This is a genomic window from Mobiluncus porci (assembly GCF_009695935.1).
Lineage (GTDB): Bacteria > Actinomycetota > Actinomycetes > Actinomycetales > Actinomycetaceae > Mobiluncus > Mobiluncus porci.
The window spans coordinates 55,638-69,014 of the sequence record NZ_VUMY01000002.1; the positions used below are offsets into that span (position 1 = coordinate 55,638).

16 protein-coding genes are annotated in these 13,377 nt (G+C 55.8%); 14 read left to right on the forward strand and 2 right to left on the reverse strand.

The window, feature by feature from the left end; genetic code table 11:
* Positions 1–104: 104 nt before the first annotated feature.
* Together FYJ63_RS01415 and FYJ63_RS01420 are read right to left on the reverse strand one after the other, a co-directional pair.
* A complete protein-coding gene (locus tag FYJ63_RS01415; protein ID WP_154543086.1) occupies positions 105–371 on the reverse strand; it encodes a holin in 267 nt (88 codons plus the stop codon).
* 16 nt (positions 372–387) lie between these two features.
* On the reverse strand, positions 388–1,221 hold the full coding sequence (locus FYJ63_RS01420; RefSeq protein ID WP_154543088.1) for a CHAP domain-containing protein: 834 nt from the start codon (positions 1,219–1,221) through the stop codon (positions 388–390).
* A 608-nt stretch (positions 1,222–1,829) separates the two neighbouring features.
* Here FYJ63_RS01420 and FYJ63_RS01425 point away from each other — a divergent pair.
* The 14 genes from FYJ63_RS01425 to FYJ63_RS01490 all read left to right on the forward strand — a co-directional run bounded on the left by FYJ63_RS01425 (position 1,830) and on the right by FYJ63_RS01490 (position 13,370).
* The gene (locus FYJ63_RS01425; RefSeq protein ID WP_154543090.1) at positions 1,830–2,381 is read left to right on the forward strand and encodes a hypothetical protein; all 552 of its coding nucleotides are present in this window, start codon (positions 1,830–1,832) and stop codon (positions 2,379–2,381) included.
* 282 nt (positions 2,382–2,663) lie between these two features.
* The gene (locus FYJ63_RS01430; RefSeq protein ID WP_154543092.1) at positions 2,664–3,026 is read left to right on the forward strand and encodes a hypothetical protein; all 363 of its coding nucleotides are present in this window, start codon (positions 2,664–2,666) and stop codon (positions 3,024–3,026) included.
* Between the two features lie 17 nt (positions 3,027–3,043).
* Positions 3,044–4,084, forward strand: coding sequence for a major capsid protein (locus FYJ63_RS01435; RefSeq protein ID WP_154543094.1), 1,041 nt, complete (start codon positions 3,044–3,046; stop codon positions 4,082–4,084).
* A 164-nt stretch (positions 4,085–4,248) separates the two neighbouring features.
* Positions 4,249–4,554 carry a hypothetical protein gene (locus tag FYJ63_RS01440; RefSeq protein ID WP_154543096.1) on the forward strand — a complete coding sequence of 102 codons (306 nt, stop codon included), beginning with the start codon at positions 4,249–4,251 and terminating at the stop codon, positions 4,552–4,554.
* Positions 4,551–5,483: a hypothetical protein gene (locus FYJ63_RS01445; RefSeq protein WP_154543098.1), complete on the forward strand. Its 933-nt coding sequence runs from the start codon at positions 4,551–4,553 to the stop codon at positions 5,481–5,483. The genes FYJ63_RS01440 and FYJ63_RS01445 overlap by 4 nt, the downstream gene beginning before the upstream one ends.
* Positions 5,484–5,807: a hypothetical protein gene (locus tag FYJ63_RS01450; RefSeq protein ID WP_154543100.1), complete on the forward strand. Its 324-nt coding sequence runs from the start codon at positions 5,484–5,486 to the stop codon at positions 5,805–5,807. It begins immediately after the preceding gene.
* The gene (locus tag FYJ63_RS01455) at positions 5,807–6,217 is read left to right on the forward strand and encodes a DUF6093 family protein (RefSeq protein ID WP_154543102.1); all 411 of its coding nucleotides are present in this window, start codon (positions 5,807–5,809) and stop codon (positions 6,215–6,217) included. The genes FYJ63_RS01450 and FYJ63_RS01455 overlap by 1 nt, the downstream gene beginning before the upstream one ends.
* On the forward strand, positions 6,217–6,603 hold the full coding sequence (locus FYJ63_RS01460; protein WP_154543104.1) for an HK97 gp10 family phage protein: 387 nt from the start codon (positions 6,217–6,219) through the stop codon (positions 6,601–6,603). The genes FYJ63_RS01455 and FYJ63_RS01460 overlap by 1 nt, the downstream gene beginning before the upstream one ends.
* 4 nt (positions 6,604–6,607) lie before the next feature.
* Positions 6,608–6,949: a hypothetical protein gene (locus FYJ63_RS01465; protein WP_154543106.1), complete on the forward strand. Its 342-nt coding sequence runs from the start codon at positions 6,608–6,610 to the stop codon at positions 6,947–6,949.
* 3 nt (positions 6,950–6,952) lie between these two features.
* Positions 6,953–7,156, forward strand: coding sequence for a hypothetical protein (locus FYJ63_RS01470; protein WP_154543108.1), 204 nt, complete (start codon positions 6,953–6,955; stop codon positions 7,154–7,156).
* Positions 7,157–7,249: 93 nt separating this feature from the next.
* A complete protein-coding gene (locus FYJ63_RS01475) occupies positions 7,250–7,726 on the forward strand; it encodes a phage tail tube protein (protein ID WP_154543110.1) in 477 nt (158 codons plus the stop codon).
* A gap of 46 nt (positions 7,727–7,772) precedes the next feature.
* A complete protein-coding gene (locus tag FYJ63_RS01480; RefSeq protein WP_154543112.1) occupies positions 7,773–8,291 on the forward strand; it encodes a hypothetical protein in 519 nt (172 codons plus the stop codon).
* A gap of 83 nt (positions 8,292–8,374) precedes the next feature.
* Positions 8,375–8,629 carry a hypothetical protein gene (locus tag FYJ63_RS01485; RefSeq protein ID WP_154543114.1) on the forward strand — a complete coding sequence of 85 codons (255 nt, stop codon included), beginning with the start codon at positions 8,375–8,377 and terminating at the stop codon, positions 8,627–8,629.
* Positions 8,630–8,639: 10 nt separating this feature from the next.
* Positions 8,640–13,370, forward strand: a complete 4,731-nt coding sequence (locus tag FYJ63_RS01490) for a phage tail tape measure protein (protein ID WP_154543116.1) — start codon at positions 8,640–8,642, stop codon at positions 13,368–13,370.
* Positions 13,371–13,377 lie beyond the last annotated feature (7 nt).

The window sequence follows — 13,377 nt, forward strand, 5'->3', positions numbered from 1 at the left end:
GACGGCACTATGAGAGAACTCAAAATAACTCTAGTCGCGGCTGACACAATACACCCCCGCACCCTTAACAAGGCGCACGGGGGTGTATTGCTCCTTAGAAGCGTTTAGGCGGCGTGCTTAGGCTCGTCCTCAAGGCTAGACCCGTAGTCTTGCGCAACCACGGTTTCAGACTTGCTGGCGGTTGATGGTGTAGCAAGCGAGGTTAAAACCGATAGGAGGCACGCGGTCGCCGCAGTCGCCAACACGACCGGCCAATCCACCGCATTTATCGCCACCGCGCTAGTACCGATAGACGCAATCAAGGCTTGGGCGAAAGTTTTCACCGCCCGCTCAAAAGCACCCGACCAGAACAATTTAGAACCGTAAACCATATTCTTTTCCTTTCTTCTAGTGTTGGTTTAACCATGTCTGCCACGCCGACATCGTGATCTTCCCGGCGTAGCCGTCTTGAGCCACGCCCAGGAATTTTTGTGTAGCCCGAACCGTGCCATGGCCGATAAACCCGTCCGGCGCGGCACCGATCTTTCGCTGCCACGCTTGGATGACAACGGAGCCTTTCGCGTGCCGGTTAGCGGCCCATTCCCACCCGGTAGACGCGTTAGGCACCCAGGCCCGGTTGGATGATGGCTGGGAACTGATAACACCGTCTTGGGGGGTTCCCATAACGGCCTGCAGTTTCCGAATCGACTGGGCGCCGAACCAGCCATCCACCGTCAACGAACCGACCGGCGCGGGCCTCGCGGCCGGGGCGGGGGCACCATAACGGGGCCGGAAAACGTTACAAACATTCCCCCAATAGCGGATTTTCCGAGCCACGCTCCCTGTCTTGCCCCGATACGAAGTGTTGCCCTCGATAGTCTGCAAATACCCGCCTTTATTCAACTCGACGACACCAACATGGTCAGAGACCCCACCGTCCCAGTCGAAAAACACAATATCGCCGGGTCTGGCATTGTATTTGTTTACTTCGAGACCGGCGCGGCGCATTTGGGCTATTCCATAGGGGCAATAGGCGAAGTCCCCGCCGGGAACATCCATACCAGCACGCCGGAAAAGCCAAGTCACGAACATGGCACAGTAGGAGACCCCGTTAGAGCCGTACCAGGCGCCGTGTCGGGTCGCATAGTCCCTGCCGTATTTTGTCCCCGACTGGGCGTCATTCCAACGCGAATAGCCGATCTCGCCCGCCGCGACACGTAGAATGTCGTTAGCGACCACCATAGTTAACCTCCTCGATAGGCTCCTGGCCCTCCGGCAGACCCGACGGGTCGGCCATGTTAGCGACAAGCTCCTGCTCCTCACTAGTGGGTTTAATTTCCGGTTCCATATTTTCCTTCCTTTGTTAGCAGCCCGGGGGCTTCTGAATGTAATCTTGTAAAGCCTTAGAATTCGCATCCAACTTTTTAGTGACTTGTCCCATGTGGCGCTCCGTCCAGTCCCTAAAATTTATGAAATCCGCGTGCAACGCCGCTAAATCCTCCTCATGCTTATGAGACCTAGATTCAGACTGTCTCTGTAAATAAATCAGGTTGTCTAAATCCTCACGCATATTCGACTTATGCGAGTTTTTTACCTGACCTAAGATAGCGTCCAACTTTTGCATATTCGCTATATCGATAGACAAAGCCTCGGACTCTGTCTTGTGGGACTCGGCCCTATTTTTCCGGTGCATAAAGACTTGAGGAACCAGCACACCCAAAAGGGCGGCGATTCCTGGAATAACGACCGAAAGAATACTCACGTTTTCCCCAAACTCTTTTGGCCGCCCGTTTTGCTAAAATCGTTTGTAGGTTATATCCCTATTATATATTGAAAGGACGGGTAATCTTATGACCGAAAATGATGCACCAGTTGAAAAGACTTTTACCGTGGCAGAATTGAACGAGCGTATTAACGCGGCACGCGCTCAAGCGGAGCGGGCGGGCAAACGCGAGGTCGCGGAAAGTTTAGGGTTCGAGGACGCGGAAAAGTTGAAGGCGTTTATTGATCAGGCAAAGGCAGACAGGCAAGCGGCGGAAACCGAGACGGAAAAGAAAGAGCGGGAGTTGGCGGATCGTGAAAAGGCATTGAGTGAGAAAACCGCGCAAACCGCCGCCGCGGAGGCCCTTTTGTTGAAAAAAAGTGCCTTGATTGAGCTTGGAGCCACAGGGGACAACCTGAGCGACGCGGTACGCCTCCTAGATATTCCATCGGACGCATCAGCCGATGAGGTCAAAACCGCCGCCGAGGGGCTGAAAACCCGCCGCCCCGAAATGTTCAATGCGGTAAAAACCCCTAACATTCCTCCCGTAAACACACCCGCCAGCCCGGATACGGGATCTAAGCCTGGCGGACTGGGGCGCGTATATGCCGAGAAGTACGGATATGTGAAAGCGGAATAAGTGAGAGAGATTATCACGCTAATAAAACGGGCGCGTCAAAGAAACAATCTTCATGCTATGCTGGGTTTAACCGAGCTAAAGAATAGCCCGCGAAAACGCACAACATAACTGAATAACCAATCCTCAATGTTAGCCCCTTTTCTATGGGTTGAAAGTTGAGAGGCCGCAAACCCCCGCTGGCTATAAAACGCGGGAACCGGACAACAGTCCGAGACGGTGTAACGACCGTTATAAAAATAACGCGACCTTTATTCTTTCAACCAAAAGAGAGGGGCTAATATTATGCCTATTTACGAACCAGTCACAGTGGCTGATGACCTTTCCATGTTTCCGGACTGGGTCTATTTCGATGAAACCCGAGACCGTGAATCTATCACCCTGAAAACCGCCGGTTTGACCGCCGAGGACGGTGTTTTCAAGTCCGGTGTCCCGCTCGTCAAAGACACGGACGGGACTTTCAAGAAAGCCGCGGCGGGAACCCCTGAAAAGCCGACCGCCGCCGCGGGCCTGCTGCTTTTCGATGTTCCGGACACGGGACGCGCGACCGCCCCCGCCGTGCTATTCACTCGCGGAACCGTCAACTCTAAGCTTCCGGCCCTGCCCGCGAACCTGACCCTGCCGGTGGCTATCCGCACCCAAGCCTAATGAGAGGAACTTGAACCATGATTGAACTTTTGCCAAATTTGACTGATGATTCTTTGACTTATTTCGTGCGTCAGGTGCCGAACCGCGCCGACTTCCGGCTCACCTCCCAAGTGTTGCCGCCCGAAGCCATCGACTCCCCGAAATACCGGATCGCGAACGTGGACGTGACCGTCGAGGCCGCGAAATATCGGGTACACAACGCGCCCGCCCCTTACTCGAATATTGACGCGACTCGCTCCGTCACCGAGGGCTACTTCCCGCCTTTGGGCGGCAAAGAGCCGGTGGAAGAATTCGAGATGCTCCTGCAGCCGATTATCAACGGCGCGAACCAAAACGCTTTGGAGGCCGCCGCGTTCGATAAGGCTAAAACCCAGACAGACGCGATTTGGGCGCGCCTGGAGTTGGCGGCGGGTTCACTGTTGGCGACCCGTAAGGTCGAAATCAGCGAGAACGGTGTGATCCAGTCCATCGGGTTCGATAAGGTCGGTGGTAAGACTATCGCCGATGATGTGACCGGCGCGTGGTCCGGCGCTTCCGCGAAGCCTTTGACGGATGAGCAGAACTGGGTTCGTGCGGCGCGCACCGTATACGGTGCTCCCGCCCCCGGGCTTGTGTTGGCGTCCTCGGAGATTATCGCGAAACTCTGCGCTAGCAAGGAGTACGTGGCTCAGCTGTATTCCGGCTCGGGTGCTCCGACCGCGATTTCCCCCACCCAGTTGAATCAGGTTCGTTTGCAGTGGGGATTGGCGCCTATCGAAGCCTACGATGCGCAGGTCAAGGTGGATGGTGAATATGTTCGCACTCTCCCGGCGGACCGGCTGATTATCCTACCCGCCCCTGCCGCCGAGTCGGTGGGCCGCACCCAGTTCGGAACCACGGCGGAGGCCATGGTAATGGCCACGGGAAGTAATCCTGGGATTGTCGCTTCGGAGGCGCCGGGGATTGTTTCGACGAAGCTGGTGGAGCAGGACCCGCCGCGGGTGTTGACTCGGACGGTCGCGGCGGCTTTGCCGGTTTTGACCGCTCCCGGCCACTATGTAACCGCGAAAATCTCCTAACCGGGGGATTGTGTAGTTTTCCCTCGGCGGGTTCACCGATGTGTGCCGTCCGCCCGCCGAGGGGAAAACCCCACTGTGGGGTTTTGTAGGGACGGGTGCTCTAGGGGCGGGCTTTGACCCTTTTCCCGCCCCTAGAGCGCCTTAAAACGAGGGGAATAGTATCAATGGAGACAATCGAGTGGGCGAAATCCTATCTGGGTGAGGTAGACGAGCAGGATTTGAACGCCCGTGTCGAACGGTTGGGGTCGATACGCCTAGCTGTGATTGAGACCTTGAAAGAGCGGCGCGCCACTATGCTCGGCTCCGCGCTTAGTGTGACTATCCCCGGAGCCGTGAGCGTGTCTTTCAAAGACAACATTAGTGCTCTTGACCGGCTTATCGCGGGGTTAGAGAAAGACACGGACGGGGACGGCATAACCGATTTTCACCCGGTAGAAATCACCGCCCTAAAGTCTAGGTGGGCAAGATGATTACTTACCCGTGGCCGCCCCTGCCGGAAACCGACCTCGACCGGCTCCAGGCCGATATTCTGGACGCCCTGGACGGGGCATGGGCAAACGCCCAGGAGGAACGCGCGAAGATTTTGGCGTTGAAAGACACCGCGCCGCGGGTGCCCTACCGGCGCGCCCTAGAGCGCGTGGACCGGTTCGAGTATGCTATCCAAGCTTTCCAGGACACGGTAGACCAACAGGCACAAAACTATGTTGACCTGATTTCGGGGCGTTACGGGGCGGGGGCGATGCAGATGGCGGGCTGGGTCGCGTCGGGGAAGCTCGTTTGGGGAAACATGGACGAATACGCGCTCGCGAGCCTAGCGTCTGATTCCTACGATGATTTCCTAAGGATGAGTCAAGAGGCCGGTAGAACCTCAAAACTTTTCGCTAACAAGGTCAGGTCGGCGGCCGCCAGGACAGTGTGGACACAAGCAACTAACGAGACCGCCACCCACGCCGCCCGCCGGTTTTGGAAAGAGCTAGAGGCCCTAAACATCGGGGTAATCACCTATCGGAACGGGGCGCAGTATCCGGCTAAGGCTTACGCGGAAATGGCCGCAAGGACAAAGGGCGCTGTCGCATTCAACTACGGGGCTTTAGATGTGGCTCGGTCTGAGAGTGTTACTCACATGGAGGTTGTAGACGGGCCGTCTTGCGGCTGGGAATCCCACAATTCTACGGACTACGCGAACGGGAGCATTAGAACAATCGAGGAATGCCGCGAATACCCGCTCTCACACCCTAACTGTCGCCGCGCGTTCCTCCCCCTATCCGCCACGATGCAGCGGATAGTTTCAGAGGCTGAGGCGGCTGAGGCGGCTGAGGCGTTGGGGGAAGAATACGAAACCGAACTATTTATCCCCGCCCTAGAGAGATATAAGGAAACCCTTAGAAAGGTCGCGTAAATGGAAGATGAAGTGAAAGAGCCGCAGCGCCACAACCTGCTTGTCACGTCGTGCCCGTGTGAGAACTGGTGCAGCCTTGACGGGGTGCTGTTGCCGGACGCGGAAGTATGGATCGACATGACCCGCGATGGCACCTTTGCGACTATCAGGCTACCGGTCGATTTAGTAGCCGACATTAAACCCGACCAGGTGAATGTGGCTCGGGGAGAGCCGGTAAACGCGAAAGAGCTAGAACAAAGAATCTTGGATGACCCGCCCGCTAACCCGGAACCAGGCTGGCTAGTGCGAGCTGTTTTGGAGTCCCAGGGAATCGAGGCCGAATAATGCGCCCCCTAGATGTGTCGGCTTTACAGGCTCAGCTTGATTTTATCCTCGTCGACTTGGTGAAAATCACTAAACCGGGGGAGGGAACGTTTGACTATGAGACCGGGGAAACTATCCCAGGGTCGCCGGTAACAGTTTATGAGGGGCGTGGTGCTTTGGTTCCGGAGGGGGAGGAAACCCCCGGGGTGCCTTACCCTACGGTCCCTAACCCGACCGACGGGGCCTACCGGCTTATCCTGCCGGTCGAGGTAGAAAACATTGAACCGGGGCTTGATGTGAAGATTACCGGTTCGAAGATTCTCAAATACCGCGACCCGGAGATTCTGGAACGGGCGTTCAAAACAAAGACGCTCGCTCCGGTCTCTAGTTTCCCGGTATTCAAAATATTGAGCATTGAGGAGGTCAAATAATGCATCCTGGAGAGTTCGCTCACGTCATGAACCGCGCCGCAACCCAAATGCCTTCCACTATGAGGGCTGCGGTGATGGACTACGCCCAAACCCTGGAGGGGGATATTAAACGCCGCCAGGGCCACCCGCCCGCCCCTAGGGCGCCGCACGGCGACTATCGGCGCTCATGGACGCACACGCCGGGGCAAGCCGGGAACATTGTTTCGGCTGATATACACACCAAAGCGCCGCAAGCGAAACGGCTTGAATTCGGATTCACCGGGCCGGACAGGCTCGGGAGAGTCTATCATCAAGCACCAAGGCCGCACGTCGCCCCGGCGATAGAAGCCACGACGAAAGAGTGGGAGAAAACCTGGAAAGGGGCGATAGATAGTGCTCTCGGGTGAAGTCATGAACGAACTACAAAAAATCCTTTCCACTATCGCACCGACCGGTAAATGGAAAGTACCCACGCAAACCCCGCCCTTGTTCGTGCTGGACACGGTGAGCGGGGGAACCGTAGACACGGATCTCGAATCCGCAGACCAGTATGTGACCGTACAGGTGACCGCGACAGGTAAAACCGCTGAACAGGCTCAATGGCTTATAGATAAAGCATTGAAAGAGATATTAGCTAGCCGTTTGAAAACGGGCTGGCAGGTTGTTATCGAAACCTGGAATATACCGGTAGACCCGCAAATCGAGGGCTTTTACAGTTTCATAGGACAAGTCAGGATTAGAGGGGAGGTGTAAAAGATGGCTACACGCAAAACTAACATTGAGGAACCGGTCGAGGAAACAGTCGAAACCGCGCCGGTGAAGAAAGATGATTGCGGATGCCGGAAAAACGAGAAAGGACAAATCGAACTCCAACACGAAAAGTTGGAGGCGCATATTTTCGTTAACCCGGAATCCGTAAACACGTGGAAGCAACAAGGCTGGGAGATTGTCCCCGCCTAGCTTTTCTAACCGTTATCAAATTTCCCTACTTTGATAAAATCGTTAATGGACGGCATAAAACGGAATACGACAAACTATTTGAAGGAGTTTATTATGTCGCGTTTTATCCGCCGCGGGATCACCAAGATGTATTTCTTGCCCGCTATCGCAAACCTGGAGACCGGTCCGACCCGTGAAGAAATCACGGCCGGTAAAGATATCACCTGCTGGCCGTCAGAAATCAGTGGTTTTACTATCTCGGCTGAATCCGTAGAGGTCACCGACTTGTGCTCGACAAAGACAAAGAAAATCCCCGCCGGGGAAACAATCGACGATATTTCTCTCACCATGTACGAGGACGCAGAGAAAGAAGAGATCGAAGAAACGTTTACCCGCGGAGCCAAGGGGTTCATTTACATTATGAACAAGGGCGACAAGCCCCTGTCTAAGAGCGGGGATATTTGGCCGGTAGAGGTCTCGTCTATCTCCCACAACTACTCGGTGGGTTCTGACCCGGCGACTTTGACCGTGAACTTCACGGTTCCAGAGTCCCCGGTGTTTGGGACGGCTATCCCGGTCGCCGCCGCATAAGAGTGTTTGTTTCTATTGGTGAATATTGAAAGGACGGCAAGAAACAATGTCATGGAGTGAAAAGATCGGGCGTTTGCGGGGACGTGAACTGCCGACCGTGGAAGTTACTATCGCGTTGGATAAGGGCGCGGAAAAACGCGTTTATGATGCTCGAGAGGGGTTGAAAGCGGCTACCGACCGGGCTTGGGGCGAGTACGACACGCAGGAGCAAGTCGATAACACACCGGAAGTTGTAGCGGCTCGGGAAACCCTCGCAAAGGCCGAAAACGACCTGAAAGCGGCCTCGCTGGTGATGCGGTTCAAAACCCTACCCGCCGATGTTATGGAAACACTGAGGGGGGAAGTCTTTACCCAAACCGAGGACGAGGACGAACGCGTAGAACGCTTAGCTTCGCGGGTGATGGCGGCCTCCTATATTCCCGAGGACGGGGACGACCTAACCGTGGAGGACGTGGAAAACCTCAGGGGGGTTTTGACCGACGGGGAATGGCGACAATTGAAACTCGCCGTCTTGTCGAATACCCAAAACTCGGCTCTCACCTGGGAGCTTGAAAAAAAAGAATAAACACCGACCCGAAACTACAGGCCGAACTCGAAATCTGCGAATTCTATAGAATCCCGCATTCGCATTTCTTAGGCGGCCCGCTGGTGTGGACCGAAACAGACAGGGCGAAAGCCACCCTATATAGGGCCTGGAAAAACCAGGAATGCCCGAACTGCCACACCCGACCCTCGGATTGGGAAAACGACCCCGACTATAGGGTCGCGGATATCGGGCATTGTGAGGGCTGCGCCAGACTAGAGGAAATGCGGGACCAGGTGCAGAATCCCGCGAAAGGCACCTACATAGGTCTATATCCTAAAGCGGTAGTCGAGGCACGGCTAGACGCCGAGGAAGAGTAAGGAGAAACTCATGGCTGATTACACTCTAAGCGTCAGGATTACGGGCGACGCTTCACAGGCGATATCGGCCATATCGAAAACCGGCGCCGCGGCAGCCGCGTTAGGTAAACAGACCGATGCGTTGAATGCCGTGAAAATGGGCGGCCTGTCGGCGGGAATGTCCGCCGCCGCCGCGTCGATGGGGCGCGCGAAAACCGCCGCAATGTCGATGGCAGAGGCACACGGCGCGGCGATGGCCACCGTAGGCTCCGCGGCTACTAAAGCCGGACTCGCGTTAGGTGCCACAGCTGCGCTAGCGGTGAAGTCGGCTGCGGATTGGGAGTCCGCGTGGGCCGGCGTGACTAAGACAGTTGACGGCGCGGATTTGGGCGGTGTCCTAGAGGGGCAGCTGCGGGACATGGCTAAAAACCTCCCTAGTTCTCATGAGGAAATCGCGGCGGTTGCGGAAGCGGCCGGACAGTTGGGTGTGAAACGGCAGGATATCGCCGGATTCACCAAAACCATGATTGACTTGGGGCAGTCCACGAACCTCTCCGCTGAAGAAGCCGCTACCCAGATAGCCCGATTCAATAACATTATGGGGCTATCGAATAAGCAGGCCTCGAACCTGGGCGCTACCCTAGTTGACTTGGGGAACACGAACGCCACGACCGAGGCCGAAATCATGGCAATGTCCATGAGAATCGCCGCCGCAGGCCGTCAAGTGAAAATGACCGCGCCCGATATCCTAGCCATATCCGCGTCCCTCACTAGCGTGGGTATCGGGGCGGAGGCAGGCGGCTCCGCAATGTCCAAATTCTTCACCAAAATGGATCAAGCCGTCTCCACCGGAAACAAAGACCTGCAGGTCATGGCGAAAACAGCGGGAATGACCGGTGAGGAGTTTTCTAAACTTTTCAGGACGGACTCGACACAAGCCTTTGCTGCGTTCGAGAAAGGCCTCGGAAACCTAATCAAGTCTGGTTCTGGCGCGAACCAGGTCATGGCGGACATGAACATTAACCAGGTTGAGATGCAACGCGCCCTAAAATCTCTGTCTTTGGATGCGGACGGGCTAGCGCGGAATCTCGGTCAGGGCGCGAAAGCGTGGAAAGAAAACCGCGCCTTGATTGACGAGGCGACGAAGCGCTACGCGACCGCGGAATCACAGTTCGCGATGGCTAAAAACCGTATCAAAGACGGGCTGATTGATATGGGGAAAGATTTGGCGCCGATGATAGCGGAAGTGGTCAGTGGCTTGTCGATGCTAGTGGACGGTTTCACGAACCTACCAGGGCCGATAAAAACTGCTGCCGGGGCATTCTCGTTGTTTGGTGGCGCGGGAATGCTAGCAGTAGGCGCGGCAGCATCACTATTACCTAAAATCATTGAGCTACGTAAAGCAATGACCGAACTCGGCATGATTAACGCCGGTGAGGGCATCATCGCCGGATTGGGCGGACGCGTTGCCGGTAAGACTAAAACCGCGCTAGCGCCACTTTTGGAGACTATCGGCGGGACCGCTATAGGCGCGAAACTCGGCTCCGGTTTAGGTAAAGCCGGAGCGGCCGCGGTAGGGTTCGGGGCCGCCGCTAAAAGCGCCGCCGCCGCCGCCGCGCCGTTCGCTGGAACTTCAGCGGCTATCATCGCCGGTGCGCTCGCGATATCTACAGTGATGGGATTAGGAGCCGCCAAGCTAGGGAACTTCGCGGCAGGGCTAGAGCGAATCAATGAAGAATCCGTAGACCTACAGAGCAAACTCGCGGCCTTTGATGGCAAAGACTTCGCTAAAACCATGTTCGGAGACGTTTCTATGTGGAAAGAACACGAGGGCGGGGTTGCGTCTTTCCTGAAAGCGGTTAACGCGAAAAATGAGGGCGCGCTGGCGTCGTTCGCGCGCGGTGACCTTTGGGACAATGGGGTTCAAAACGCGCTAGGGCGGCTAGATAATTTGTCCAAATCTCTCGCGGGGATGGATATAGCGGACACGGTGAAACCCGTAACCGCCGCGTTGAAAGAAATGGGTGGCGTGAACCTCGATAACTTTACGAGGTTCGCGAACGCTACCCCAGAATATCGGCAGTATCTTACCGACCTAGCGAAAGAGTTGCACTTGTCGGCTGATGACGCGACGCTTTTCAAACTCGCGACTGGCGAGATTTCTCAAGTAGTGGATGCTACCGGCGGGGCGGTTGCGAAAACCGCGGCAGAGGTCGAAACCATGAGAAACAAATTCGGGTCGCTCCCGCCGACGTCTAAAGAAATGGCGGAGGCGATGGATAAAGTCAAACAAACGAACTACGAAGCCGCCATGTCTTTCGTGAACATAGGTGAAGCCGCCGACCAGGGCATAGAGAAGTGGCACGCGGCGATGATGAAGCAGGGCGAGGCCGTCCGCGCGTGGGGCTCAAACATGCTAGAAGCGATGGGAACCGGCATCCTTTCACCGGTCGCGCTCGACTCACTTAGAGCGATGGGGCCGCAGGGTGCGCAACTCTTACAAGAAGCAATGGGCGAAATGCGCGCAGGGTCGGACGCGGGGCTGCGTAAACTGAATGAAGGCCTGACAATGGGCGGGCAGGGCGCGGCGCGTGCTTTTAGTGACGCTTTCAGCGATGGCATGACGCAAAGCATCATGCAGAAGGCTCAGGAGAAAAGTCCCGAGGTGGCGCGGGCGGTCGCTCAGGCGCTACAGGACCCGCTTATCACTGAGGTCTCACAAATGCAGGATATTCTCGACGGCTACGGTGTAGACCTAAAGATCACAGGCGATACTGAACCGGCGGAAATCGGAGCTGGTTATCTTGTTTCTTACGTGAACTCTCTTACCGGGACCGTTTCTATTCTTGGCACTGACGCGGACGCCCGTAGCGTGCTTGAAGATTTAGGAATGTCGATTAACGCGACTACGGGGGAGGTCACGATTAACGGCAACCCCGCGCCCGCGAACGCAACCTTGGGGGATCTTATCGGGAATGTGAACACCGCGGACGGGACGGTGACGATTAACGGGAATAAGGTTCCTGCAACCGCCACGGTGGAAGAGTTTGTTTCGTGGGCTATCGGGCAAAACCCTGATTTGAAAGTTACGGCGGATACTGGCGAGGCCAAGAATGCTTTGCAGATTTTGACGGAGAAAGAGCGCGTCGCGAGAATACGGGCGGAGCTTTCGGGTGCGGAAAACATTAACAGGGTTTTGAATAATATGGCTCGGAACCGCACGTCGGTTATTACGGTGAAAACCCAGGGTGGGGGGACGGCTTATTGGCCGTCTACGATGCGAGCTTCGGGCGGCTACATTACCGGCCCGGGAACCTCGACTTCGGATAGTATTCCCGCGTGGCTTAGCAACGGCGAGTTCGTGATGCGGGCCGCGGCGGTAAGGAAATACGGAACCGATTTCATGCACCGGATTAACGAAAACCGGTTCGCTTCGGGCGGTCAGGTCGGGGCCGTGAGGTTCGGTTCTGACCCAGCGAAATGGCTGGAAACCAATTTGAAACCCGTCACCGAGACACTAAAGCAGTGGGCGGGCGGCCTGGAGGGTATTAGCGCGACCCCGACCGTTGGCGACAACAACCGGACTAAAACTTTGTTGGATGGGCGCGATTTTGACCTTTTACAGCAGATGGCCGGCTATCTGTTTAGTATCGACCAAAACACGAAGAACGCGGTCACACGCGGCTCCGATAGTGGCGGGTCGTCCTATAGTGGCGGGTCTGGCTTGGGTGATTCGGACGCGGACGCGCGTAAAGCGGAGGAAGAAGCACGACAGGCTGAGGAAGAAAAGAAACGCCAAGCCGAAGCCGCGCTACGCGAATACAAAGCCTTGATGGAGGATGTGAAACGCTACGGGAAACAAATCACGGACGCGTTCGAGACCTTGGCGGAGATCCAAGAATTGATGAAACCCGTCGCACCCGAAGCGAACTCTAAGGGCCAAATCACGGATTCGGCGAGGGAACGCGCTAGCGAGAAAAACGCGAACAATTTTGAGCGCGCCGTTGAACAACTCCAAAGGCTGCAGGAAACCATGGGGGACTTGTTCACGAAATATGCGGAAACCTGGCAGGTGAAAGGACACGAGCGCGCCGCCCTGGACGAGTTCGGGAAACCGGTAGAGTGGAACATCGGCGGGCAGATAACCAAGCAGTCCTCCCGTGAGCAGGTAGGAAACCTTATCGGATTCCTATCTCAAGGCTTTACGGGTCTTTTGGGTGAGCTGAATATCGTCAAGGGCACGATGGGACAAAAAACCACGCCGCTAGATATCTTGAAACAGTTGAAGGTCGGGGAATTCGCTAACACGGAGACCGGCTCGGCGAAAGCCACCGCCACAGCCGCCCAGGCGACCGCGACTAACACGGGAAACCTTATAGGTGAGGTTCGGGCTTTGCGTGACTTCGTGAAACCCCAAAACAGCGATTCTGGCGCGCCTAAAATGACCTCCCTATATATGGCAGGGAAAACCCAAGAAAACGTCTCACAGGCCGCCACAGGCGGGGATACGGGGCTGTTGGAGAAAGTCACTAAACTAACCGACCAAGCCGCGGAAACCTACCGGATGCTGGCGCAAACCAGAATCACCATAACCCCCGAAGTACAAATCCTCACTATCGACGATATACAAGCCCACGCGCGGGTTATCGTGAAAACCAAACTAGATTATTCGGATTTACAAAACCAAACGAACGTTGCCGTATCTTCGATTAAGCCTCCGCCTATCGTGGTGCCTATGGTTTTAGGTTCGTCCACAATGTGAACGGTTT